Source organism: Escherichia sp. WS1451 (assembly GCF_046487365.1).
GTDB classification, from domain to species: Bacteria; Pseudomonadota; Gammaproteobacteria; order Enterobacterales; family Enterobacteriaceae; genus Escherichia; species Escherichia coli.
Genome location: NZ_JBJQJP010000001.1, coordinates 481,790 through 506,926 on the forward strand (window position 1 = coordinate 481,790; position 25,137 = coordinate 506,926).

The 25,137-nt window shown below is 51.2% G+C and carries 21 protein-coding genes and 1 pseudogene; 5 read left to right on the plus strand and 17 right to left on the minus strand.

Annotated features, from left to right (window positions below; all coding sequences use genetic code 11):
- Positions 1-269 precede the first annotated feature (269 nt).
- Together dadA and dadX are read left to right on the plus strand one after the other, a co-directional pair.
- A complete protein-coding gene (gene dadA, locus ACJHX7_RS02475) occupies positions 270-1,568 on the plus strand; it encodes a D-amino acid dehydrogenase (RefSeq protein WP_001266908.1) in 1,299 nt (432 codons plus the stop codon).
- 9 nt (positions 1,569-1,577) lie between these two features.
- A complete protein-coding gene (dadX, locus tag ACJHX7_RS02480; protein ID WP_000197872.1) occupies positions 1,578-2,648 on the plus strand; it encodes a catabolic alanine racemase DadX in 1,071 nt (356 codons plus the stop codon).
- Positions 2,649-2,815: 167 nt separating this feature from the next.
- Here dadX and ACJHX7_RS02485 read toward each other — a convergent pair.
- The 4 genes and pseudogenes from ACJHX7_RS02485 to ldcA all read right to left on the minus strand — a co-directional run bounded on the left by ACJHX7_RS02485 (position 2,816) and on the right by ldcA (position 7,616).
- Positions 2,816-4,251 (minus strand): annotated as a pseudogene (locus ACJHX7_RS02485) (hypothetical protein).
- Positions 4,252-4,589: 338 nt separating this feature from the next.
- Positions 4,590-4,751 carry a hypothetical protein gene (locus ACJHX7_RS02490; protein WP_000342121.1) on the minus strand — a complete coding sequence of 54 codons (162 nt, stop codon included), beginning with the start codon at positions 4,749-4,751 and terminating at the stop codon, positions 4,590-4,592.
- Positions 4,752-4,870: 119 nt separating this feature from the next.
- Positions 4,871-6,607 (minus strand): potassium/proton antiporter, encoded by a 1,737-nt coding sequence (locus ACJHX7_RS02495; protein WP_000340206.1) that lies wholly within the window; start codon positions 6,605-6,607, stop codon positions 4,871-4,873.
- Positions 6,608-6,701: 94 nt separating this feature from the next.
- On the minus strand, positions 6,702-7,616 hold the full coding sequence (gene ldcA / locus ACJHX7_RS02500; RefSeq protein ID WP_089583361.1) for a muramoyltetrapeptide carboxypeptidase: 915 nt from the start codon (positions 7,614-7,616) through the stop codon (positions 6,702-6,704).
- A 99-nt stretch (positions 7,617-7,715) separates the two neighbouring features.
- Here ldcA and emtA point away from each other — a divergent pair, with 99 nt between their 5' ends.
- Positions 7,716-8,327 (plus strand): membrane-bound lytic murein transglycosylase EmtA, encoded by a 612-nt coding sequence (gene emtA / locus ACJHX7_RS02505; protein ID WP_001295994.1) that lies wholly within the window; start codon positions 7,716-7,718, stop codon positions 8,325-8,327.
- Position 8,328: 1 nt separating this feature from the next.
- Here emtA and ACJHX7_RS02510 read toward each other — a convergent pair whose 3' ends face one another.
- Positions 8,329-9,063: a flagellar brake protein gene (locus tag ACJHX7_RS02510; RefSeq protein ID WP_410231520.1), complete on the minus strand. Its 735-nt coding sequence runs from the start codon at positions 9,061-9,063 to the stop codon at positions 8,329-8,331.
- Positions 9,064-9,263: 200 nt separating this feature from the next.
- Here ACJHX7_RS02510 and ACJHX7_RS02515 point away from each other — a divergent pair, with 200 nt between their 5' ends.
- Complete coding sequence (locus ACJHX7_RS02515; RefSeq protein ID WP_001330447.1) at positions 9,264-9,518, plus strand: GlsB/YeaQ/YmgE family stress response membrane protein; 255 nt, start codon at positions 9,264-9,266, stop codon at positions 9,516-9,518.
- Between the two features lie 49 nt (positions 9,519-9,567).
- Here ACJHX7_RS02515 and ACJHX7_RS02520 read toward each other — a convergent pair whose 3' ends face one another.
- From ACJHX7_RS02520 to dhaK, 10 genes are all read right to left on the minus strand, one after another.
- The gene (locus ACJHX7_RS02520) at positions 9,568-11,538 is read right to left on the minus strand and encodes a TonB-dependent receptor plug domain-containing protein (protein ID WP_001308595.1); all 1,971 of its coding nucleotides are present in this window, start codon (positions 11,536-11,538) and stop codon (positions 9,568-9,570) included.
- 25 nt (positions 11,539-11,563) lie between these two features.
- Positions 11,564-12,418 (minus strand): ModD protein, encoded by an 855-nt coding sequence (gene modD / locus ACJHX7_RS02525; RefSeq protein ID WP_000576816.1) that lies wholly within the window; start codon positions 12,416-12,418, stop codon positions 11,564-11,566.
- The gene (locus ACJHX7_RS02530; protein ID WP_000904007.1) at positions 12,415-13,227 is read right to left on the minus strand and encodes a class I SAM-dependent methyltransferase; all 813 of its coding nucleotides are present in this window, start codon (positions 13,225-13,227) and stop codon (positions 12,415-12,417) included. Before ACJHX7_RS02530 ends, modD begins: the two co-directional genes overlap by 4 nt.
- A 9-nt stretch (positions 13,228-13,236) precedes the next feature.
- Complete coding sequence (locus ACJHX7_RS02535; RefSeq protein ID WP_000173310.1) at positions 13,237-13,995, minus strand: ABC transporter ATP-binding protein; 759 nt, start codon at positions 13,993-13,995, stop codon at positions 13,237-13,239.
- Positions 13,992-14,972, minus strand: a complete 981-nt coding sequence (locus ACJHX7_RS02540; RefSeq protein ID WP_001261263.1) for a FecCD family ABC transporter permease — start codon at positions 14,970-14,972, stop codon at positions 13,992-13,994. The genes ACJHX7_RS02535 and ACJHX7_RS02540 overlap by 4 nt, the downstream gene beginning before the upstream one ends.
- Complete coding sequence (locus ACJHX7_RS02545) at positions 14,972-15,994, minus strand: iron ABC transporter substrate-binding protein (RefSeq protein WP_000060138.1); 1,023 nt, start codon at positions 15,992-15,994, stop codon at positions 14,972-14,974. The genes ACJHX7_RS02540 and ACJHX7_RS02545 overlap by 1 nt, the downstream gene beginning before the upstream one ends.
- A 329-nt stretch (positions 15,995-16,323) precedes the next feature.
- Positions 16,324-18,021, minus strand: a complete 1,698-nt coding sequence (gene treA / locus ACJHX7_RS02550; RefSeq protein ID WP_077516777.1) for an alpha,alpha-trehalase — start codon at positions 18,019-18,021, stop codon at positions 16,324-16,326.
- A 318-nt stretch (positions 18,022-18,339) separates the two neighbouring features.
- Positions 18,340-19,758, minus strand: coding sequence for a dihydroxyacetone kinase phosphoryl donor subunit DhaM (gene dhaM, locus ACJHX7_RS02555; protein WP_015674646.1), 1,419 nt, complete (start codon positions 19,756-19,758; stop codon positions 18,340-18,342).
- Positions 19,759-19,768: 10 nt separating this feature from the next.
- Positions 19,769-20,401: a dihydroxyacetone kinase subunit DhaL gene (gene dhaL, locus ACJHX7_RS02560; RefSeq protein WP_012602321.1), complete on the minus strand. Its 633-nt coding sequence runs from the start codon at positions 20,399-20,401 to the stop codon at positions 19,769-19,771.
- Positions 20,402-20,411: 10 nt separating this feature from the next.
- Complete coding sequence (dhaK, locus tag ACJHX7_RS02565; RefSeq protein ID WP_024239990.1) at positions 20,412-21,482, minus strand: dihydroxyacetone kinase subunit DhaK; 1,071 nt, start codon at positions 21,480-21,482, stop codon at positions 20,412-20,414.
- A 227-nt stretch (positions 21,483-21,709) separates the two neighbouring features.
- On the opposite strand from dhaK, the gene dhaR reads away from it, so the two are divergent.
- Positions 21,710-23,629 (plus strand): dihydroxyacetone kinase operon transcriptional regulator DhaR, encoded by a 1,920-nt coding sequence (dhaR, locus tag ACJHX7_RS02570; protein ID WP_032171149.1) that lies wholly within the window; start codon positions 21,710-21,712, stop codon positions 23,627-23,629.
- Positions 23,630-23,665: 36 nt separating this feature from the next.
- On the opposite strand, the gene ACJHX7_RS02575 is transcribed toward dhaR, so the two are convergent.
- Together ACJHX7_RS02575 and ychF are read right to left on the minus strand one after the other, a co-directional pair.
- Entirely contained in the window at positions 23,666-23,842 is a 177-nt protein-coding gene (locus ACJHX7_RS02575; protein WP_001311636.1) for a hypothetical protein, read from the minus strand.
- 191 nt (positions 23,843-24,033) lie between these two features.
- On the minus strand, positions 24,034-25,125 hold the full coding sequence (gene ychF / locus ACJHX7_RS02580) for a redox-regulated ATPase YchF (RefSeq protein ID WP_000505866.1): 1,092 nt from the start codon (positions 25,123-25,125) through the stop codon (positions 24,034-24,036).
- Positions 25,126-25,137 lie beyond the last annotated feature (12 nt).

Below are 25,137 nucleotides of genomic sequence, written 5' to 3' on the forward strand. Positions count from 1 at the left end.
ACCTGTTAAAAACCGCGTCGCCGGAGAATTTTTTTCTTTGCGATTTCTTATTATCAGAGTGCCACTAATCCGCTTCTGAACGGAATTTTATGCTGGATAAAAAGGGCGTTCAGCAGGAGATACTAAAGACGCCATATTGCCGCAGAGTCAGGGAGATGTGAGCCAGCTCACCATAAAAAAGCCGTATGTTGAATAATATTTTCAACTGAGTTATCAAGATGTAATTAGATTATTATTCTTTTACTGTATCTACCGTTATCGGAGTGGCTATGCGAGTTGTCATACTGGGAAGTGGTGTGGTAGGCGTTGCCAGCGCCTGGTACTTAAATCAGGCAGGACATGAGGTCACCGTCATTGATCGGGAGCCGGGGGCCGCCCTGGAAACCAGTGCCGCGAATGCCGGGCAAATCTCCCCCGGATATGCAGCACCGTGGGCGGCACCAGGTGTGCCTTTAAAAGCGATTAAATGGATGTTCCAGCGCCATGCGCCGCTGGCGGTTCGTCTCGACGGTACGCAGTTCCAGTTGAAATGGATGTGGCAAATGTTACGTAACTGCGACACCAGCCACTACATGGAAAACAAAGGGCGGATGGTGCGTCTGGCGGAATACAGCCGTGATTGCCTGAAAGCATTGCGCGCCGAAACCAATATTCAGTATGAAGGGCGTCAGGGTGGGACGCTGCAACTGTTCCGTACCGAACAACAGTATGAAAATGCGACCCGCGATATCGCCGTGCTGGAAGATGCCGGCGTACCGTATCAGCTGCTGGAATCCAGCCGCCTGGCGGAAGTGGAGCCCGCGCTGGCAGAAGTGGCGCACAAACTGACGGGGGGGCTCCAGCTGCCCAATGATGAAACCGGAGACTGCCAGCTGTTTACCCAGAATCTGGCGCGGATGGCGGAGCAGGCGGGGGTTAAATTCCGCTTTAATACGCCCGTTGACCAACTACTTTGCGACGGCGAGCAAATCTACGGCGTGAAGTGTGGCGATGAAGTGATTAAGGCCGATGCGTATGTGATGGCGTTTGGTTCTTACTCGACGGCGATGCTCAAAGGCATAGTTGATATTCCGGTGTATCCGCTGAAAGGCTACTCGCTGACTATTCCGATTGCACAGGAAGATGGTGCGCCGGTGTCTACCATCCTTGATGAAACCTACAAAATCGCCATTACCCGTTTCGATAACCGCATTCGTGTTGGTGGAATGGCGGAAATTGTTGGCTTTAACACCGAGCTGTTGCAACCGCGTCGTGAAACGCTGGAGATGGTGGTTCGCGATCTCTATCCACGCGGCGGTCATGTCGAGCAGGCGACTTTCTGGACTGGTCTGCGCCCGATGACGCCAGACGGCACGCCGGTTGTCGGGCGTACACGCTTTAAAAATCTGTGGCTGAATACCGGTCACGGCACGCTCGGCTGGACGATGGCTTGCGGTTCCGGTCAGTTGTTAAGCGATCTGCTCTCTGGTCGCACGCCAGCGATCCCGTATGAAGATCTAAGCGTAGCGCGCTACAGCCGTGGATTTACGCCATCACGCCCGGGCCATTTACATGGCGCACACAGCTAAGGAAACGAGATGACCCGTCCGATACAGGCCAGCCTCGATCTGCAGGCATTAAAACAGAATCTGTCCATTGTCCGCCAGGCCGCGCCGCGCGCGCGCGTCTGGTCGGTGGTAAAAGCGAACGCTTACGGGCACGGTATTGAGCGTATCTGGAGCGCGCTCGGGGCCACCGATGGCTTTGCATTACTTAACCTGGAAGAGGCAATAACGTTACGTGAGCGCGGCTGGAAAGGACCGATCCTGATGCTGGAAGGATTTTTCCATGCTCAGGATCTGGAGATTTATGACCAGCACCGCCTGACCACCTGCGTACACAGCAACTGGCAGCTCAAAGCACTGCAAAATGCACGGCTAAAAGCACCGTTGGATATTTATCTTAAAGTGAACAGTGGGATGAATCGGTTGGGCTTCCAGCCCGATCGCGTGCTTACCGTCTGGCAGCAGTTGCGGGCGATGGCGAATGTTGGCGAAATGACCCTGATGTCGCATTTTGCCGAGGCGGAACATCCTGATGGAATTTCCAGCGCGATGGCGCGTATTGAGCAGGCGGCGGAAGGGCTGGAGTGTCGGCGTTCGTTGTCCAATTCGGCGGCGACTCTGTGGCACCCGGAAGCGCATTTTGACTGGGTTCGGCCTGGCATTATTTTGTATGGCGCTTCGCCGTCCGGTCAGTGGCGTGATATCGCCAATACCGGATTACGTCCGGTGATGACGCTAAGCAGTGAGATTATTGGTGTCCAGACGCTAAAAGCGGGCGAGCGTGTGGGCTACGGCGGTCGCTATACTGCGCGCGATGAACAGCGAATCGGCATTGTCGCCGCAGGATACGCCGACGGTTATCCGCGCCATGCGCCTACCGGTACTCCTGTTTTAGTGGACGGCGTGCGCACCATGACGGTGGGGACCGTCTCGATGGATATGCTGGCGGTTGATTTAACGCCTTGCCCGCAGGCCGGTATTGGTACGCCGGTTGAGCTGTGGGGCAAGGAGATCAAGATTGATGATGTCGCCGCCGCTGCCGGAACGGTGGGCTATGAGTTGATGTGCGCGCTGGCGTTACGTGTCCCGGTTGTGACAGTGTAACTTGTTGTAAGCCGGATCGGAGGCAGCGTCTTCTGGTTGCGAAAAAATCATCCATCCGGCTGGTCAGCAACTGTAGTTGTTGATGTGACAGAGCCATTTCCCATGATAGTGTCCATTACAATGATGGACACTATTTCCCCGGAACCTGAGTTCACCGCACAGGCGTTCTACATAAAACGCTTACGTTTCATTGTTGACTCGAACTCGACTTCAGATAAATCACGCTTCACCCTTGATGCAGATTCGGGTTCATGTTCAGATTGTTGATTAACAGGCTGCGAGTCCTGTTGTTTTTCCAGACTCAACAGGCCCAACTGTTGATCCAGGAGCTCCAGGTCCTCCTGTACCTTCACGCGCTCCAGGAGTACCGGGTCCTCCAGGTGCTCCAGAACCATCAGGTCCTCCAGGTCCTCCAGCTCCTCGAGTCCTTCCAGGTCAACCTGGCCTTCCTTGCGCAAAAAGTCTAAAAGGTCCTCCAGGCCCTCCTGGTTTTTCAGGCCCTCGACGGCTTTGAGCAGCGTCGGTAAATTGTCTTTGTCCCACGGGTTACCATTACAGTCAAACACCTTCAGGCTCTGGGGCTGCGGCACCAGTACAGTTTTAAACTGGTTTTCTCCACAGTAGTATATGATTAGTTTGGGCGGCAGCCGTGGTGAAGAGATCAAATCGTTACTAGAACAGTCAAATACCTTCAGGCGAGTCAAGTTCTCCAGCATCTCATCAGGTATTAAGCTAATACTGTTGAAAGCACAGCGCAGTGTATACAGGTACTGGGGCATCGACGGCGGTAAAAATTGCAAGAAGTTTTCAGAACAGTCAATCACTCTCAGGTTAGTCGACAGCTCAGGCAGCCAGATAATATAGTTTTCATAGCACTTCAGTACCATCAGTTTCGGGGGCTGCACCTTCGGTAACAAGATCAAAAAGTTCTCCATACATTCAAGCACTCTCAGCCCCTTTGGCATTACCTCCGGTAACGCGGTCAACATGTTTCTACTGCAGTTAAATTCAATCAGATGTGGAGGCAAATTTTCAGGGAGTGAAGTCAGTCCAAGGTTGCTAAGATCGAGCATACTCTGTCTTGTTATGAGACATTCCTTCATTCTGCGCAATGCTTCTGCCCGGTCTTCAATCTGGCTTGCTGACTGGTTTTCTTCCAGGATATCTTCCTTGATTTCTTTCAGCCTTTCTTTCAGGTCTTCTTGGGGAATTTCTGACTGTTTGTTTTGCCTGTTTTCTTCCAGGACCTCGTGCAGTTTTTTTGCAGGTTTTCTTGCAAACCATCCTGCTGTATAGCCCATTCGCACCATTTGGCGACCATCATGAACTCGTTATGTTGCTGATTCAGGGGAGTCCCCAACGTGATGATGGTATTGTTGTCCACCTGTATGTTCACTTTGCCCGCGGTACTAAGGTCAATGATCTGCCAGGGGGCATCACCCCAGCTGAATTTTTGCGGGCTGAGATACTTCATGTTCTGCAAAATTTGATTCTTGAGTTCCGCCGACAGGAAGAGCCGCCCTGGCGGGCGTCGTACGCCTGGGTTAACGGAAGATGGAGGAATGGCGGGGGCGAATGGGCAGATGTCTTTAAAGCTAGCCATAATGCTACGTATCCTTGAAATAAATATCCTCTGGCAGCGCCGGAGACGTGAATGTGGTCACCGCAAAGGAGCCACAGGACGTCATTTGCGCTGATATAACTACTCATCGTTGACTTTTTCCCTGGTAAGAAATGCCGTGTCGGGTCTGGTACATGCTGTATTACGGCCCAGGTAGCTCTGACGTATTAAAGAAAATACGAGAGCGAACGACCCGGAAATAATCGTTATTAAGCAAAGGAATAACTATAAGAAATCGCTCATGCATCCGGTGCTACAGGCGGATGAAACGCCTATTGTGTGGGCTACGTCAGTGCGGCAGGTTGCGTGGGGGAATATGTTCAGGCGATGTCAGGCAGGGGCCCCTGATGGTTGACGGGGATACCGGTAATGCGGGGCTGGTTTTTCTTCACCTGTTGCAGTCGGAAGAAACCCTTACGCTGACTTTCTTGAGCCGGTGTTTTGAGTTCATTAGCCAGAGCCTGTAATGGTTTGTCATCCATAATTTAACTTTCTTCTGATGTTGGAATGAACATATCAAAATCAGGAAATGACAAGTTTATTACAGGCTCAGGCTGCGGTCAGTAAAGCATCGCATCCGGCGATAGATGCTGCATTAAATTTAAGATTCAGCTTCCTCTTCAGCCACCCGTACGCCAATCTTCAACACTTCATTATCTTCTTTCTCGGCCACCGTCCAGATCATCCCGGCAAACTCTACCTGGTCACCGACAACCGGTGCCGCGCCTAACAACTGCTGGACAATTTCACCCAGCGTTTGCTGCTTATCACGATATTCTCGCCCGTCTTCCAGGCCATATATCAGCGCAACATCAGCATATTTGGCGCTGGCTTCGAGAATGAAGTCACCAAAGAAGCGTTGATCCAGCGCGACCGGTGGCGACTGGCTGAACAGTTTACCGAGCGCCGGAAGATCGCGTTCCCGACCAATTACACACAATACATCGCCTTCGCGCAGTCGGGTGCTGCCGGTAGGATGAAGCAGCTGGTTATCACGAAACAGTGCCGCAATACGCGTCTCTTTTGGCATATGCAAATCGCGCAGTGCCGCGCCCACGCACCATTTATCGGCACTCAATTGATAAACAAACTGCTCCCACGGATTTTCCGGATGAATATCCAGGCCAACGCGTGACACCGGACGTCCGACGGGCGGAACCACCACTTTGGCTTTTTTCGCCGCCCACGAGAGTGATGTTCCCTGCAAGAGCAGTGAAACCAGAACCACAAAGAAGGCGACATTAAAGAACAGACGTGCATTCTCCAGCCCCGCCATCATCGGGAACACGGCCAGAATAATCGGCACCGCGCCGCGTAATCCCACCCAGCTGATAAACACGCGCTCACGCAGATTGAAGCCACGGAATGGTAGCAATCCGGCAAATACCGAAAGAGGACGGGCGAAGAAAATCATCCATGCGGACAAAATGAGCGCCGGAATGGCAATAGGTAGCAGATCGCTTGGGTTAACCAACAGCCCCAGCACCAGGAACATGGCGATTTGCGCCAGCCAGGCGAGGCCGTCGAAATTTTGCAGGATGCCGTAGCGGTTGCGAATCGGCCGATTACCCAGCAGAAAACCGCACAGATAAACAGCCAGAATACCGCTGCCTTCCAGCGCCGTGGTTAAAGCAAAAATTAAAATACCGCCGCTTAATGCCAGCAATGGATATAAACCGGCGGGCAGGGCGATGCGATTAATCATTTGCAGCAGTAAATAACCACCGCCAAGACCGATGACAATCCCGAGGCCAAATTGCTGCAGAATATCGACCACGAACATCCAACTGACACTGCTTTCATGTTGCTGGATCATCGCAATCAGGGTAATCGTCAGAAAGACCGCCATTGGATCATTACTGCCGGATTCAATTTCCAGCGTCGAGCCAACACGTTCGTTAAGCCCCTTACCACCCAGCAGAGAAAAGACCGCTGCAGCATCGGTGGAGCCGACGATAGCGCCGATTAATAAGCCTTCAATCAAATCAAGATTAAACAGCCACGCCGCCATCATGCCGGTTAAACCAGAGGTGATAAGCACGCCCAGCGTCGCCAGCGACAGTGCCGGTCCTAACGCCACACGAAAGGAACTGGCCTGAGTGCGCATTCCGCCGTCGAGCAAAATAATCGCCAGCGCCAGGTTACTTACCATGTAGGCGAAGGGGTAATTATCAAACGGGATACCGCCGACGCCATCGACTCCAGCCAGCATGCCGATCGCCAGAAAAATAACCAGAATAGGAATGCCAAGACGGGAAGAAAATGAACTAAGTAATATACTGCTGGTGACAAGGATGGATCCTAAGATGAAAAGGCTAATTATTGTTGTGGCATCCAACGGTCGGTTACTCCTGATTACGCTGTCTCTTATATAAACCCTACCATATTAGCGGCAGAGACAGCGTTTTACTTAGCCCTGAAGCGTGATTTTTTTACATTTTAAGAACAGGATGACCGCTAATCGTCAACTGAGTGCCTTCCTGGGTGTTATTAAGCATGGCTTGTGCGCCCAACGGCAGCGTTACCGTACGTTGTTCATGACCAAAATCGAGGCCGGTAATGAGTGGAATCGACAGGCGGGAACGCAAAAACGCGTATACTGACTCCAGGTTGTAACCTGCGTCATAATCATTAGGCGTGCTGCCGCTAAAGCTACCGAGAATAATCGCCTTCTGACGTGGCAAAATTCCAGCATGATAGAGCTGCAACAGCATACGTTCGACGCGGAAAGGATGCTCGTTAATATCTTCCAGCACCAGAATACCGTTTTCGATTTGCGGCATCCACGGTGTACCAATCAGTGAAATTAGCATCGCAAGATTGCCTCCCCACAGCGTGCCTTCGGTCTGACATGTCGGGCCTTCCCCTTGCCATTCAATGGTGAAGGTTTCATTGCGTAACGCCAGCCAGAAGTGGTGCTCGGTAAAGGCATTTAGTTCATCCGCGCCAAAGTTTGCTACCAGCATGGGGCCGCTAAAGGTGATGACATTGCCTTGCGCCAGAAGACCGCACTGAATGGCGGTAAAATCGCTATGTCCGCAAATGAGCAACGGGTCATGTTGTTGGCGAGCCACCAGTGCCTGCCAGTCAATATCTGCCAGTAAACGACTGGCACCGTAACCGCCGCGTACAGCCAGCACGATGGTGTTGGGGGTGGTCAGTCTGGCAAGGGAATTGAGATCTTCCAGACGCTCCGTTTCCGTACCCGCAAAACGCTCACAACGACGGGCAATAACCTCGACGTTATTGACCTGATGCCCCGCGTCGGTAAGGCGCTGGATACCACGCAGCGCGGCGTGCTGTTTAATGCAGTAACCCGATGGGGCAATTAAGTGAAACAGAGACATGGCAATTCCTTGCTGACAACAGAAACGAAATGTATATCATGCCGCTTAGGTGTGCCGTTGTCACCTCAACGGCGATTCCAGGCTATAAGGATAGAAGAAGTGAAATTGAGATGGTTTGCCTTTTTGATTGTGTTATTAGCGGGTTGTTCATCAAAGCATGACTATACGAACCCGCCGTGGAACGCGAAAGTTCCGGTGCAACGTGCGATGCAGTGGATGCCAATAAGCCAGAAAGCCGGTGCAGCCTGGGGCGTCGATCCACAATTGATCACGGCGATTATCGCTATCGAATCGGGTGGTAATCCGAACGCGGTGAGTAAATCGAATGCCATTGGTTTGATGCAGATAAAAGCTTCAACCTCCGGACGTGATGTATATCGTCGTATGGGCTGGAGTGGTGAGCCGACGACCAGCGAGCTGAAAAATCCGGAGCGTAATATTTCAATGGGAGCGGCTTACCTGAATATTCTGGAAACCGGCCCGCTGGCAGGCATTGAAGATCCGAAGGTACTGCAATATGCGCTGGTGGTGTCATATGCTAACGGGGCAGGTGCGCTGCTACGGACTTTCTCGTCAGATCGGAAAAAGGCGATCAGCAAAATCAACGATCTGGATGCTGACGAGTTCCTCGATCACGTAGCGCGAAATCATCCTGCGCCGCAGGCTCCGCGCTATATCTACAAACTTGAGCAGGCACTGGACGCGATGTAAATCAGTCGCGCACTTTGTCCGCTTTCTCCCGGGCTTCTCGCTCGAGAGAGAAAATAATCCGCTGTAATTGCCGCTCCACCGTCGGGCTGACGTTAAGAAAACGGAAGCTCAGACGGGGAGTGGTGATGGTTTCATTCTTGCCATCAATCACTTTGCGCTCGCTGATGAAGATTAACTGGGCGTCAAAGTGAAAAACACCCCATTGCCCCATGTTGACTTCAATCTGAGCGAAGCGCATGCCTTCGTGCAATCCGGCAGGCTTTGCTGTTTCCAGTAATGCGCCCATGCCGCCTAACGATAAATCATACAGGCGGAAACGTAACGTACTGTTATCCGCCAGTTTGGTCTGGCAAAAATAAGGCGGATGGAGTGGGGCGGAGATGCGGAAATATCGGCGTCGTTGTACAAACCACAAGGTGGGAGGCGGTACGGTAATAAATGCCGGAAGCTGCAAGTATTCACTCTGCTGTAGTTGTTCAACAGTAAATTCGACTTTCGCGCCCTGGGTTTCGGCGGTAATGGTAATGTGCTGCGCCTTTAACACAGCGTTGTTATCTTCGGCTTGACTGCCGAAATCCAGCACCAGTTTATCCGGAGTTATTGCCAGTATTTTGCTGATCAGCTGCCCGCCATTCCAGCTAATACGCAAAGGAATTGCGGCTTTGTGCAAATCGCGTAACACGCCCAGGACGGCTAACGGATTTTGTTTCAGGAACTGCTCATGGTAATGACTCACGCGGAAAAACTCCTGACTGACAAACTGTCTTAGGTTTATCGGTCACAGTTAACAAAACTTAATACAAATGCGTGAATATTTTTTACATGTCGTTCTTAAATCAGCCGACATACGCCCAGCATCGATCCCGCCCTTGCCTATACTTAGAGCGTTGACGTAAGCATTTCTTGCGTCCGATTCATCGAAATGAGGGCCTGAACATGGGAATTATTGCCTGGATTATTTTTGGCCTGATAGCCGGCATTATCGCCAAGCTAATCATGCCGGGGCGTGATGGTGGTGGATTTTTCCTGACCTGTATTCTTGGGATAGTCGGTGCGGTGGTCGGCGGCTGGCTGGCGACCATGTTTGGCATTGGCGGCACCATCAGCGGTTTTAATTTGCACAGCTTCCTGGTGGCGGTGGTGGGCGCTATCCTGGTGCTGGGCGTATTCCGCCTTCTGCGAAGAGAATAAGATTTTCATAAGGCGGATAGCGATACAGATGCCGCTATCCGTTTTCACATCAGAACGTATACTCGATACCTGCCCAGAAATTGCGACCTTCTTCAATAAACCCTTCACTGTAGGCATATTTGGTATCAAACAGGTTATTGACCGACGCATTGACGCTGAAGCCATGACCTAAGGTGTAATCGGCTCGAATGTGAGTCACCGCAAAACCGGCGGCTTTTTGTGAACCGTCACTGTTGCTGTAGCTGGAGGAACGCGCCTCTTCCGACAGCGTTACGCTTAACGGCTCCCACGGTTTGAGAGTCATCCATGCGGTCATTGTCTGCGTTGGCAGATCGGTTATCTTGCCGATGTCTTTGCGTTTGGCGTCAGCGTGGATCAGGGCGTAGCTCAATCCTACATCCAGTATATTGCTGATTTTCCCCTTAATACCGGCATCCAGACCGCTGTAATCCACCGTGCCGCTGTTCTGATTTTGAATGGTATCGGCATCGATATTGTGCGAGAGGATGGCATCACTCACCCGGTTATAGTAAACGCTGACCTCAAACCCCCAGTCGTGCGTGAAGGCACCATTCCAGGTTAAATCCACCCCGCGCGCGCGTTCCGGTTTGAGCTGCGGGTTAACAATCGCTATCTGGTTATACGCAGGTTTGGACGTGGTATAGCGTTCTTTCAGCGTCGGAAAGCGTGTGCGGTCATAGTACGAAAGCGCCAGCGTGTCTTCATTGGCAAAGTGGTATTTCCCCATCACCTGCCAGTTAAAAGCTGACTGATTGTTGTCGTCATAATGGGTGATACTGCCATCTTTCTCATGTTTTTTCGCTTCTACGCTATCGCGCCAGTCATAGCTGATTCCAGCCACGACATCGACATTATCGGCAGCAGCCCATTGATATTCACTGGCGAGCGACCAGGTACGATCTTCATAGCGATCGTAAGCGGCGTGTGGCGCACCTTTTTCCCGGTGTACGTCATCTTTCCAGTTAACGGCAAACGACAGCAGATCGTTTTCACGCACATCGGCTGCCAGTTGTAACCCGGCACCGTCGCTGTAATCGGAATAATGGCTGTAGCTGCCTTTTTTATTTTTCAAATCAGCCAGCGAGTTGTACATCATTAGCGTATTTTCAAAGGTGTCGCGATACAGCCGACTTTTCAGGGTAAAACGATCGTTTAGTTGGGTCGTTCCCTGATAATAAAAACTTTCTTTGTCATACTCTGGCCACTGCCAGTAGCGTGATTTTTGACCACTATTTCCACTGTATGGCGGGTTATCTTTTTCACCATCCTGCTTAATGTAAGTCAATGTGTATTCATCGTTTTCGCGTGGTGTAAAACCGAGCTTCACAATGCCGCGTTTATCATCAGCCGATGAATTAATCATCTTGCCGTGTTTGCCTGCAATATCATTATTTACACCATGCGGCAGGCCGAGAAAATCCTGCTTTAGCTGGCTACCGCTGACTTGCAAATACCCCAGATCGCTGCTGGCGGCAAATGAAGCATGCATATCGTAGGCATTGTCCTGGCTACGGCTCCATCCCTGGCGATATCCCAGATTTGCTTCCAGAGGTTTTGTTGGCTTCTGGGTGGTGATATTAATGGCTCCGCCCATCTGATTAGGCCCCTGAAGCAGCGACGAATACCCTTTGGAAACTTCAACTGCCCCCAAATTGTTGGTCAGAATCCGCGCCAGATCGAGGTTGCCGTCATAGGGAACATAAATGGGCACACCGTCGAAATAGACTGGCACCTGACGACTATCAAAGCCACGAACTTTGACCTGTTCTTCGTTGCGGCTACCTGACTTTTGCAGCACCACGCCGGGGACGACACTTAATGCCTGAGCGACATTCTGTTTATCCAGGGCCTTCATGGTGGGTTGATCGAGAACGGTGGTCGTCGTCGATGATACCGGACTGGACCATACGGTCAGCGTGTCACTCTCCTGAGCCGCTACGGCCTGCTGGGTAAAGGCAAGTGATAATGCTGTGCAGAGATAACGTTTTTTGAGTCTCATAGAATAAATTCCGTTTAACAAAGAATTAAATAGAGGCTGCGGGTTGCAGACTGACTTTAATGTCAGCTGGTGTCGCGTAATAAGGCGCGGAGGTAATAAAAAGGCGAATGCCGCAGTCGAGGTAATTTTTGAGCGTTGTCAGATTAATTCCGCCGGTCAGAGCCAGCGTGCAGTGAGGAGCCAGCGACGGTGCTATTTGCGCAATTTCAGTTGCCTGTTGCGGATTAAATTTGTCGAGCTGAAGTACGTCTGGTTGCGCGCGTAACGCGGCGATTGCCTCTTTCGGCGTGTCGGCTTCAACAACTATTTTCTTCTCGGGTGCGTGGCGACGTAACTGATTGATTGCGCCTGACCAGTCCTGATTGTCATGAAGAAAATGACGGTGGTTGGCAAACAATAATATGGTTTCCGCACATCCGGCACGATGAATCAGTCCTCCGGCAGCCAGAATTGCCTGCGAGGCCAGTAAGCGGGTGCCCGGAATTGCTTTTCGGGTGCAGGCGATATTGCCATCAGGGTAACGTTCACGAAGTAACGCCAGCATTTGAGCGAGATAATCAGAAACACCGCAACTCCACTCCAGCACATTCTGGACTGCCTTCCATCCCTGATGAAGTGCTGCGGCATTACCTTGCGCACGGATTAGCCGCTGACCCGCGTTCGCTTGTGAACCGTCGCTGACTGCGTCATCAATAGTTAATCCCAGCGTAGTTAACATCTTACACGCGACAGAAATTCCGCTGACGCAGCCGCCCTGACGGTGAAAAAACTCTATATAGCCATGCTGGTGTCCAATATTTAATGCTCGCGTGGTCAGGTCACCGCCCTGGATATCTTCCAGAAGTAACGCATCGATTTGTGCCTGAGAAAGGAAAATCATCGCAGTGCCTCCTGCGGTACGCTATCCCACCAGATGAGCGCCCAGTCGCGGCTGGCAGGGGCGAGGGCACGAGCATCTTGTTGTTGATACCAGTGATATAACCGCTCACGCTCATCGTCGTTAAGCGCGCCAAGACTCCAGCTGACGTTCTGCTCAAAACGTTCCCAGGTGCTGTTATCCTGTTGGCAATTTTGTCCACGGATAAAATCAACGTGAGCATAAATTCCCATCTGATACAGGACGTTGAGCGCAAAGATATAGTTGGGTAATTCGATCACTTCCCGACCAGCCGCCCGCTGAATGGCTGGAGAGACGAACGAGGTGCTGACCAGATGAGTCGTATAGACGCGAAGCCGTGCCTGATTATTCAGTTTGCTCATTGCCTGGCGCATATCAGCCACCAGAGTAGAGCGGGAAGCCACGGCAATATCGCAGCGTGGCAGGTCACTCCAGTCCTCTTCCCATGCGCGCTGGATCCAGTGGACATTGTCTGCCTTTAGCGCGGCGGCGCGGCGGGCGGCAACGTTCAGCATCCCCTGACTGTAATCAACGCCATAAATCGTCGTGAGTTTGTCAGCCAGCGCCAGCGATACGGTACCCGGTCCGCAGCCCATATCGAATAAGGTTTGCGCGCCTTGCAGATCAATTTTAGCGGTCAGTTGTTGCAGGTAGCTGTCCGTAGGCGAGGCGCAATTTTCCGCCATTTTTTCCGCCCGTTGATCCCAGTGATCCGGCGTTTTTTCTGTGCGATGGGCCAGCCTGAGTTGCTGAAGGTAAAGGTCTGCAAAATCAATATCGTCAATGAGCATGATTTTTCCTTAGTGCTTAATTGCAGAGAGGTGATGGTGAATCTGGTCGGCAGAAACCCGGTACAGGGCAGCCAGTTTTTTCGTTGTTAACTGTTCGGTCGGTAAGCCTTGTGTTACTCGTCCATCTGGCTCTACCTGGATAATGCTGTCGGCAATGGCGTTGGCATGGAGCGGATGATGAGTCGACATTAGCATTGTCATGCCGTTATTTTTGAGCTGCGCCAGCGTGTCCAGTAGTTGGATCTGATGACCGAAATCGAGGCTGGAGGCAGGCTCATCCAGTAATAACAAGCGCGGTTGCTGGACGAGTGCACGGGCGATTAAAGCCAGCTGACGTTCACCGCCGCTAAGCGTATTCCAGCGTCGTGTCGCCAGATGCAAAATGCCCAGCTTTTCCAGTTGCTCCGTTGCTTTCAGGCGTTCTTGCTTACCGGGAACGGAAAAAGCGCCTATGGTGGGGGCCAGGCCCATCAACACCATATCCAGCACACTAAAAGCAAAAATGCCGTCGTGCGCCTGCGGCACCCAGGCAATAGCCTGCGCGCGCTGGCGATGGCTGAGTGTCTGCACAGGGAGGCTATCCAGTAAGATCTCGCCTTTTAATAACGGTATAACGCCAAGAATGGAGCGCATGAGTGTGGTTTTGCCGCAACCATTGGCTCCTAACAGACAACAAATTGTTCCTTGCGACAGGGTGAAGGACACGTCGCGTAGCACCGGATGGCGGGAGTAACCCAGAGACGCATGACGGACGGCAAGCAAAGTCACTGGCGACCTCCGCGTAACAACAAAAACAGGAAAAACGGTGCACCAACAAAAGCGGTCAGAATGCCAAGTGGGATTTCTGTTGTTCCAATGCTGCGTGCCAGCGTATCGGTAAGCAGGAGCAGAATCGCGCCAGTACACATTGCCATGGGCAACAGCTGCTGATGGTTATGACCGGTCAACAAGCGGGCAATGTGCGGAACGACCAGGCCGACCCAACCAATTATGCCCGCTATTGCTACCGTGCTGGCGGTGATTAGTGTGGCGCAGACAATCAATCCAAAGCGCAGACGTGTCACGTTCAGTCCCAGCGAACGGGCTTCGTCGTCGGAAAGTGTGAGTAAATTCATGCGCCAGCGGAGAAAAAACAGGGGCAAGGAGCCTATGAGAATGATCGGTGCAGCATAGCAGAGATCGCGTAAGGTCACGGTGGACAGTCCTCCCAGCAACCAGAAGGTAATTGACGGTAACTGGGTGTAAGGATCGGCCAGCGTTTTTATTAGCGATATCCCCGCTCCGCACAACGTGCCTAACGCAATGCCTACCAGCACCAGGGTTAAGATCGGATCGTGGCGGGTTACCCGACGCGTAATCAACCAGACGCCCGCGACCACCATCAGCCCGCCGCAAAATGCGTACAGCTGGATGTAAACAATGGATAATCCCCACAGGATTGCCGCGCAGGCACCAAGTCCGGCACCGGCGGAGACGCCTAAAATATCCGGTGACACTAAGGGATTACGGAACATTCCCTGATAGGTGGTTCCGGCCCCTGCCAGCGCCGCGCCCAGAAACAGCGCAGCAAGAATACGCGGCACGCGGATTTGCCAGAAGACAATTTGTTCCTGCACAGGAACATTTTCTTGACGAAGAATGAGCGCCAGCAGTTGCTGCATATCGAGATGATAAGCCCCACTTACGGCGGCAAAAGTGATACTGATAGCTGCCAGCAGCAAAATACATCCGTTTACGGTTCTCATTAGCTCGCCACCAATTTTTGATAGTCGGCGTCACTGAGTGAACAATGCCAGAACAGTTGGGCATAATGCTGCATGTCACTTTTAAACTGACGATTGATGGCGGGATCCAGCCAGGCGTGAAGTCTGCGTAATCCCAGAAGACGGTTGATTCCCGGCGGGGCATCCAGCCAGCCAAAGGGCAGGCCACTTAAAAATAAGATGCGTTGTTCCGCAACCGCTTTCACGCCCTGCCAGAGAGGATCACGACGAATAAAATCTGCAGTAACGGCCTCCTGAACCAGAATAATATCCGGCTGCCAGCGCAGGAGATTTTCCATGGAAACCTGTGTCAGACCGTGGCGATCGGCTATTTGCGCGACGTTATGCAAACCTAATAATTCCGCCGCCTCGGTATGCAACGAACCCTGTAAGCCCGTTTCCAGCCCTCGAGGACCGCGCGCAGCATAAAAGCTGAGGTTAGCGGCGGGTGAGGTGGCGAATGCCTGAGCTTCACCAACGAAGCGGCTGGCGAGATTGGCTTGTTCTGTGGCGCGGTGCTCTTCGCCTAACGTTTTGCCAAGCGTTGTTAACTGTTCTGCTGATTGTTCCAGTTTCCCGTTAAGCAATAACCAGGGTATTTGTGTCTGTTCGCTAACCTGCCGTGCCTGGGAGATCCAGGTTTCATCCGTATTGCCGCAATCAACGACCAAATCGGGATGTAACGCCATAAGCCCTTCCAGCGAGAGTGTGCTGGCGCGCCCGGCGAGTCGTCCCAGCCTGGGGAACTGGCGAATGTGCTCTGGCAATGGAATTAATGCCTGACGGGCAAAATCAAAAGAGGAAAAACCGACCATTTTTTCTGGCGCGACAGCCAGCAATAGTAAATCGGCGGGCGCGCCTGCGCTGACGATGCGTGTAATGTTTTGGGCTTCGGGAAGCGTCAGTGAGGCCCAGAATTTGACTGATTGTGCAAAGGACGGCAGATGATGCAGGAACAATGTCGACGCAAGAATCTGTGTAAACCTCCGTCTGGTTAGTGACATAAGTAATATCCTGATAATTAAAACCGCTATATACTTACACATATAGCGAAAAAGATCATGTTTGATGTCAAAATTTGTCTAAAGAGACAGAATGATTTGCTTGTTGCTTAAATAACACTTTGTTCCACAAGAAAATTGTCAGGGAGAATGGGGAGTGGGGGAAAATATAAATAGAGGTGTAATGATTAACAAGTTGATAAAATAAAATTAAAATCTTCTCTAATAAAAGAAAATAAAGGCATAGACCGTAGAAAGAGTGGTATTTCGTGGTGAAGAAAGAGCAATGCCAATTTTATGCATGTAATGGCATTGCTCGATATACAGTAAAGTTAAGGCGTAGGTTCCGCCTCTTTTTGTTTTAGCGGTTGTGTTGTTGATTCACTGAGTGGACGCGTCGCCGGAACATTGTCACACGGTTGCTCTTTCGGGCAGATCAAATCCAGCATTTTCAGCGTCACGCCATTGGTCCAGCCAAAGCCATCCTGTAATGGATATTCGCCACCGCCGCCCCCCGTTCCGGTGGCGCTGACATCATATTTTTCCACCAGCTTTTTCTCCCGGTCATAGGTGTGCTGAACATTGGTCAGGAAGTGCCAGCTAATGTCCATCGCCACCTCTTTTTGCCCGTAGTTTTGTAATCCTTCTGTCGCGACCCACTGCAACGGTGCCCAGCCGTTTGGCGCATCCCATTGTTGTCCACTTTTCACCGACGTGGTGTTCAGGCCGCCGGGTTGCAGCAGATGTGTTTTCGTCGCCGTCGCCATTTTGTTGGCGCGATCTTTCGCTGCCGCATTGACGTACAGCGGGAACAGGGCGGCCGCGGTTAACTGATTGCGCACTTTATGACTTTTCAGGTCGTAATCGGCATACCAGCCTTGTTGATCGTTCCACAGGTATTTTTCGATCCCTTTTTGACGGGCATTCGCCAGCGTTTCGTACTGGTTTGCCATCGCGTTATCTCCGGCAGCTTTGCTGGCGCGGGCGAGGATTTTTTCCATTTTAAACATCAGGCTGTTCAGATCGACCGGTACGATGCTGGTGGTGCGTAAGGTATTTAACTGCTGCGGATTGTCCATCCAGCGCGAGCTGAAATCCCAGCCAGACGCAGCGGCAGAGCGCAGATCGCGGTAAATTTCAGTGGCAGGTCGATTCGGATTGCTTTTGGCGGTGGCAATATCTTCCACCCATGACTCTGGTCGTGGCGTATCGCGATCGTCCCAGTAGCGGTTGAGAAGGGTACCATCCTGAAGTTTGACAACGCGTTTTTCCTGTTGTCCGGCTTGCAGGTTTTCAACACCGTCCATCCAGTAAGCATATTCTTTTTGCATTTGCGGCAGGTATTGCTTCAACGCGGCGTCGCCTTCATGTTGCGCCAGTAACTCTACCATCAGGGCAAAGAAGGGCGGCTGCGAGCGGCTTAAATAGTAACTGCGGTTGCCGTTGGGAATATGACCGTAAGTGTCTATTTCATGAGCAAAATTGGCCACCATATCCGCGACTTTATCCCAGTGACCGCTTTCGGCAAGTCCTAACATGGTGAAGTAACTGTCCCAGTAATATACCTCGCGAAAACGTCCGCCCGGCACGACATAAGGTTCCGGCAGCGGTAACAGAGAATCCCATTTTTCGGTATTTTCGGTAGCACGCGTTAATACCGGCCAAAGTCCGTCAATATGTTCGCGCAGTGACTGCCCCTCTGGCGGAACATATTTCTCGCCCTCTTTTGGCAGGGTGAAATTGACGTTAACGAAATGGCGCAGATCAAATCCGCTCTGGTTTTGCTGCATCCGATAATCAGCAAGGATCATCAGCGGATCGCTGTTCGGCACGGCATCGGCAAAGGTTTTTTGGTCCGGAAAAAGTTTGGCGTTTTGCACATCATTAAACAGCGGCCCTAATAAAATATCAGGCGGCTGTGGCGTTACCGATGTTTCTTCTGCCTGCACCGATAGCGCAGCAAAACACAAAAAGATGCAGGCTGGAATTAACGCCATTTTTTGCGGGCGAGAAGGGGTGGGGGATTTCATCAATCATTCTCCTTTGGCGAAACCGAATAAAACGGTATTCAAGTATCAGAAAACCTTAGTTCAGGATCGCACTAGCTGCATGATCGAAATCACATTCTGCGAACTGACAGACATTTTAGAAAAGGGAATTAAAGGGATAAATAACGGCGAAATAGAGTGATTAAATAACGTCTGTTTATTAGCCAGCCAGCGACGTTGGGTTCGCGATTAGCGAAGAAAAATCATCATAATTTGGTGAAAAATATAACAGGTAGTTAAAAACATCAGTGCAGAGTAAATTGCCGGATGACATCAGAATGATGCCATCCGAACGGTGGTTTAACCCTGACGGTTGAAACGTTGCGTTTTAACGTCCAGCGTTAGCGTTTCTTCTGGTTGTATCGCATACAGTTTCTCACCCTGCTGGCAAATCCAGCCAATTCCCAGTTCACGGGCGATTAGGGCACTGTGGGATAGCGGACTTCCGGCGCTAAGGCAGATACCTTTTACAACCGCTGGATCCAGTTGCAGTACTGTGGAGGGATAAATGTTCTCCGCCAGTAGAATAGTTGGTGAGTTAAACTGCGGGAGTTCTTCTTTCGTTTGGGTCAGGTGGACCAGGGTGCGATGCAGAAGATCGTCCACATCGATATAGCGAGCCTGTAGATATTCATCATCCAGCTGTTGGTATTGCTGGCTAAGTTCTTTAAGAACGTGTTGCCAGGCATATTCCGCCGTGCAATGTTCATGCTGAAGGAGTTCGCTTGCCGCCGCCTGCAGTTCCGGATCATCTAACAGTGTATGGTGACCAGAAAAGATTGCGGCAATATCGTCAAGCCCGCTGGTTTCTGCTTTCGCTGTTAACGTCATCAGATCTAATAACGTGAAGTCAATGGCCTGGCGTAATCGTTCTTGTTCTTCTTCCACGGTCAGGATTGATTTTGCCTGTACCGTACATAAAACAGGTTGATAATAAAAGGCTTTACCCGAAACAGGCGGAACGGGACGCAGAGTAGGTGGAGCAACTTCCTCCGTTTCACCAAAGTTATCTTCAGCCAGCTGACGGAAGGCGATCAGTGCCTCTTCAGCTTCTGGTCCTTTCGCAATCAGGCGCAGCGTATCGTTATAGCGAACTTGTAGTAACGCAATCTGGTTAATACTCTCCGGTGTAACGCATTTGCCGTTTTTCTCCAGCAACATATCGGCATTAAATGTCGATAAGGTATAAACCAGTCGGGAGGCCGGACGTACATGCAGGCCGTTACGGTTTTTTATGACCACCGACAGAGAACGGGCTTCTTCATCGTACGGAGGACATGTGTCAGAGATTTCAGTGTCGGAGGACGGTAAACCCAGTTGTTCACGTTTGGCTTCCAGCGCATGCATGGCGTCAAAGATAACTTTGTCGATATCCGCCCCCGAGGCCGCGCTGACCGTTGCTGCCAGTGTACCTTCGACCAACGGCGCAGCACACAAACGTACTTTTGCGGCGATCTCGGGAGCCAGCAATTCCAGCGCAGTTTCAGCACTCAATAATGCGCTTCCCATATCCATCATGACCAGCACATGGTCGGCATCGGCAACAGATTCGATGGCCTCCATCACTTTGACGGCATCGGTACCAATGGGATTTTGTGGATCGTCAATTCCCGCGGCAATGGCGATTTTACAACTATCACTCATTAACATCTGACGGGCTAATTCACCGACACCTTCTCCCAGTCGGCTGCTATGTGAAACTATGACCAGGTTTACCATCACCAATTCCTTACTCTTTTGCGGCTAACGCCAACATTTGCATCATAAACATCACCGAGGTTGCGCCGGGATCCTGGTGACCAATACTGCGTTCACCGAGATAACTGGCGCGGCCTTTGCGGGCTTGCATCGTAATCGTACTTTGTGCAGCGGATTCGGCGATGCTACTGGCAGCGTCGAGGGCCGCCGGAACAGAGAGATTTTGCTCGCAGGACTGACGTAACGATTCCACCACCGGCACCCAGACATCACACATGGTTTTATCGCCAGGTTCGGCTTTACCGCGACTGATTACGCCGTCCGCGCCATCGCGGAACATCTGATAAAGCTCTTCCAGCGTCAGGCTTTGCCGTGCCTGGGTTGTCTGTGCGGCGCGGATAAAGAAGGTACCGAACAGCGGACCACTGGCACCTCCAACGCTGGAAAGTAGCGTCATGCCGGTATTCTTGAGAATGAAACCGATATCTTTATCTGCGATAGCAGGGAGTTTTTCCACCACTTTGCTAAAGCCTCGGTTCATATTTAGCCCGTGGTCAGCGTCGCCAATCTCGCGATCCAGTCCAGTAAGATACTCGCTCTCGGTGCTGAAAATATCGCCACAACGAGTAAGCCAGTTAACAATTTGAGTTCTGCTCAGTGACATTGTTTTCTCCTTATTTACCCCAGTTAAGGGCCGGGGTGTGGACCGGGGCGTCCCAGAGTGCCAGCGTTTCGTCATCAACTTTCAGTAAGGTGATTGAGAAACCGGTCATATCCAGTGAGGTGCAGTACGCGCCAATTAAATTACGTTCGATAGTCAATCCCGCTTGCTGGCAACGTGTGGTCAGGCGGTTATAGACGCCGTACAGCTCAGAAAGCGGAGTTGCGCCAAGATTGTTAACCAGCGCAATCACCCGATCGCCAGACTGGAGCGGTTTTTTGGTTTGTGGTTCTTCCTGCCAGCTGCCTTGTTGATAATCCCAGAAACGCAAAGTGCGATGGTATGAGCCATTTTCCAGCAGGGTGTCGAACATTTCATCGACGGTTTGATCAAGGGAAGAGAAGGGGCGGCGGTCAATACCTGGCTCACCATGAATGCCGACGCCAAACTCCATCTCATTATCCGCCAGGGTAAAAGAAGGTTTGCCCGCGGCAGGAACGGTACAGGCACCGAGAGCGATACCTATTGAATGGCCTTGATTATTCAACTTACGCCCCAGTTCCGCACAGGCGTCCAGTGAGTCGCCACGCTCCGCCGCTGCACCTACGAGTTTTTCAATTAATACGGTGTTGGCAACGCCGCGCCGCCCGGCGGTATAAAGACTGTCTTTTACTGCAACGTCGTCATCAATGACCACAGTGGTCACTTTTACGCCGCTATCGTGCAGTAACTCGGTTGCTGTTTCGAAGTTAAGAATATCGCCGGTGTAATTTTTGATAATCAACAGTACACCTTCGCCGCCATCAATTTGCATGGCGCATTCAAAGATTTTATCGGGCGTCGGTGAGGTGAAAATTTCGCCCGGACAGGCCCCAGAAAGCATCCCCTGACCGATATAACCACAATGCATCGGCTCGTGTCCGCTGCCGCCACCCGACAGCAGGGCGACTTTTCCTGCAACGGGGGCATCAGCTCGGGTGACATACACCGGATCCTGATGCAGTGTCAGCGATGGATGCGCCTTCGCTAGTCCTGCCAGTTGTTCGTCCAGTACGTCTTGCACATCATTGATCAATTTTTTCATTATTTTGCTCCAGCAATTACGGTAGGGCATGGATGATGTTCAACGACACGGCGACCACTGACTGCCGATGAATCCATTGTGCATCAGGCAAGGGAAAAGAAAATTAGCCCAAATTATGTTTCATAGTGAAACATATGCTTTAATGAATGTTCCATATTGAAACTTTTACGTGTATTAATACTAAAAATTGCGAGCCGGAACACCTTTTGTCATAAGGGATGCGGGATATGAGTGGCGCTTTTAACAACGATGGTCGGGGCATATCTCCCTTAATTGCAACCTCCTGGGAGAGATGCAATAAGCTGATGAAACGGGAGACATGGAACGTACCACACCAGGCCCAGGGCGTGACATTTGCGTCTATTTATCGGCGTAAGAAAGCGATGCTGACGCTCGGGCAGGCTGCGTTGGAAGATGCCTGGGAATACATGGCACCGCGAGCGTGTGCGCTGCTTATCCTCGATGAAACCGCCTGCATTCTCAGCCGTAATGGCGATCCGCAAACCTTGCAGCAGCTAAGTGCACTGGGATTCAATGACGGCACGTATTGCGCCGAGGGAATTATTGGTACTTGTGCGCTATCGTTAGCGGCTATCTCTGGTCAGGCCGTGAAAACGATGGCCGATCAACATTTCAAACAGGCACTCTGGAACTGGGCCTTTTGTGCAACGCCGTTGTTTGACAGCAAGGGCCGATTGACGGGAACAATAGCGCTGGCGTGTCCGGTTGAACAAACTACCGCAGCTGATTTGCCGTTGACGTTGGCAATCGCACGCGAGGTCGGAAATTTACTGCTGACGGACAGTTTGCTCGCTGAAACTAACCGCCATTTAAATCAACTTAATGCCCTGTTAGAAAGTATGGATGATGGCGTGATTAGCTGGGACGAGCAGGGTAATTTGCAATTTATCAATGCCCAGGCGGCGCGAGTCTTGCGCCTTGACGCGACGGCAAGTCAGGGACGAGCAATCACTGAACTCTTAACGTTACCCGCCGTATTGCAACAAGCAATAAAACAGGCACATCCGCTCAAACACGTAGAAGCAACCTTTGAAAGTCAGCACCAGTTTATTGATGCGGTGATAACCCTTAAACCGATAATAGAAACGCAGGGAACCAGCTTTATTTTGTTGCTCCATCCTGTGGAACAGATGCGGCAGTTAATGACCAGTCAATTAGGAAAAGTCAGCCATACCTTCGCTCATATGCCACAGGACGATCCGCAAACCCGCCGCTTGATTCATTTTGGTCGCCAGGCGGCGCGCAGTAGCTTTCCTGTCCTGCTTTGTGGAGAAGAGGGTGTGGGCAAGGCACTGCTAAGTCAGGCAATTCATAATGAAAGTGAGCGTGCAGCGGGGCCTTATATCGCCGTCAATTGTGAGTTATATGGTGATGCGGCGCTGGCGGAAGAATTTATTGGTGGCGATCGCACGGATAATGAAAATGGCCGTCTGAGTCGGCTGGAACTGGCGCACGGCGGCACGCTGTTTCTTGAAAAGATTGAATATCTGGCGGTGGAGTTACAGTCTGCTTTGCTTCAGGTTATCAAGCAGGGTGTTATCACGCGACTGGATGCGCGGCGTTTAATACCCATTGATGTCAAAGTGATTGCCACAACGACCGCGGACCTGGCAATGCTGGTGGAACAAAATCGCTTTAGTCGCCAGCTGTATTACGCGCTGCATGCATTTGAAATTACCATCCCGCCTCTGCGTATGCGGCGTGGCAGCATTCCGGCGCTGGTGAATAACAAATTACGCAGCCTTGAAAAACGCTTCTCTACGCGGCTGAAAATTGATGACGATGCCCTCGCTCGCCTGGTTTCTTGTGCATGGCCAGGCAACGATTTTGAACTTTACAGCGTCATCGAGAATCTTGCTCTGAGTAGTGATAACGGGCGCATTCGCGTCAGTGATTTACCTGAACATCTGTTTACCGAGCAGGCGACAGATGATGTCAGCGCCACCCGCCTTTCCACCAGTCTGTCATTTGCGGAAGTTGAAAAAGAGGCAATTATTAACGCAGCCCAGGTCACAGGCGGTCGCATTCAGGAAATGTCGGCTTTACTTGGAATCGGCCGCACTACGCTGTGGCGGAAAATGAAGCAACATGGCATTGATGCAGGGCAGTTTAAGCGCCGTGGATAGCGGGAGAGTATGTACTTTCCCGCTATGAATTGCTAATTAATAGCGACCATGACTGCCGTGATTTGGTCCACCATTTGAAGGTGGCATTGGCTTACCGGAGGGCGCAGGACCACGAGGGCCATCGCTGTGGCGGTGATGATGGTGGGGAACACAAGCACTCAACAGGCTTGCAAAGACAATTGCTAACAGGCTGAAGGTAAATGTTTTTTTCATGACAAACTCTTGAACGGTTAATGCACTGTGATTGTTATCACATAAAAGCTGCATTGTTAATATTGTCAGGAGTCTGATTATGAGTTTTGGTAACTCAGAATTGAAAGAAGACGCGTAGCAGGCGTAAAAAAGCCATTACGTGCAACTCACATAATGGCTCGTTATTAACCGCCAGAGTAGTATTAGCGGAATTAGACGTTGAACAGGAAGTTCATCACATCGCCATCTTTAACGATGTAATCTTTGCCTTCTGCACGCATTTTGCCTGCTTCCTTCGCGCCTTGTTCACCTTTGTAAGTGATGAAATCTTCAAACGAGATGGTTTGTGCACGGATAAAGCCTTTTTCAAAATCAGTATGGATTTTGCCAGCGGCCTGCGGCGCGGTTGCACCAACCGGAATGGTCCATGCACGTACTTCTTTCACCCCAGCGGTGAAGTAAGTTTGCAGGTTCAGCAGCTTATAACCGGCACGGATTACACGGTTCAGGCCCGGCTCTTCCAGCCCAAGCTCCTGCATAAACTCGTCACGTTCTTCGTCGTCCAGTTCGGCAATGTCTGCTTCAACAGCAGCACAAACCGGAACTACAACAGAACCTTCTTTCGCTGCGATTTCACGCACCTGGTCAAGATACGGGTTGTTTTCAAAACCGTCTTCGTTGACGTTGGCGATGTACATTGTTGGTTTCAGCGTCAGGAAGCTCAGGTAACGAATAGCCGCTTTCTCTTCAGCGCTTAAATCCAGCGCGCGCAGCATACCTGCGTTTTCCAGCTGGGGCAGGCATTTTTCCAGTACCGCCAGCTCGGCTTTCGCGTCTTTATCGCCACCTTTGGCTTTCTTCTGTACGCGATGAATCGCACGTTCGCAGGTGTCGAGGTCTGCCAGCGCCAGTTCGGTGTTGATAACTTCAATATCATCCGCCGGGTTAACTTTGCCGGAAACGTGAATGATGTTGTCATTTTCAAAGCAGCGAACAACGTGACCGATCGCTTCGGTTTCACGGATGTTGGTCAGGAACTGGTTACCCAGACCTTCGCCTTTCGATGCGCCTTTTACCAGACCGGCGATATCGACAAATTCCATGGTCGTGGGAAGCGTACGCTGCGGTTTTACGATTTCAGCCAGTTGATCCAGGCGAGGGTCAGGCATTGGTACGACGCCTGTGTTCGGCTCGATGGTGCAGAATGGAAAGTTGGCCGCTTCAATACCGGCTTTGGTCAGCGCGTTGAACAGGGTAGATTTCCCGACGTTGGGCAAACCGACGATACCGCATTTGAATCCCATGATTTAAATCAC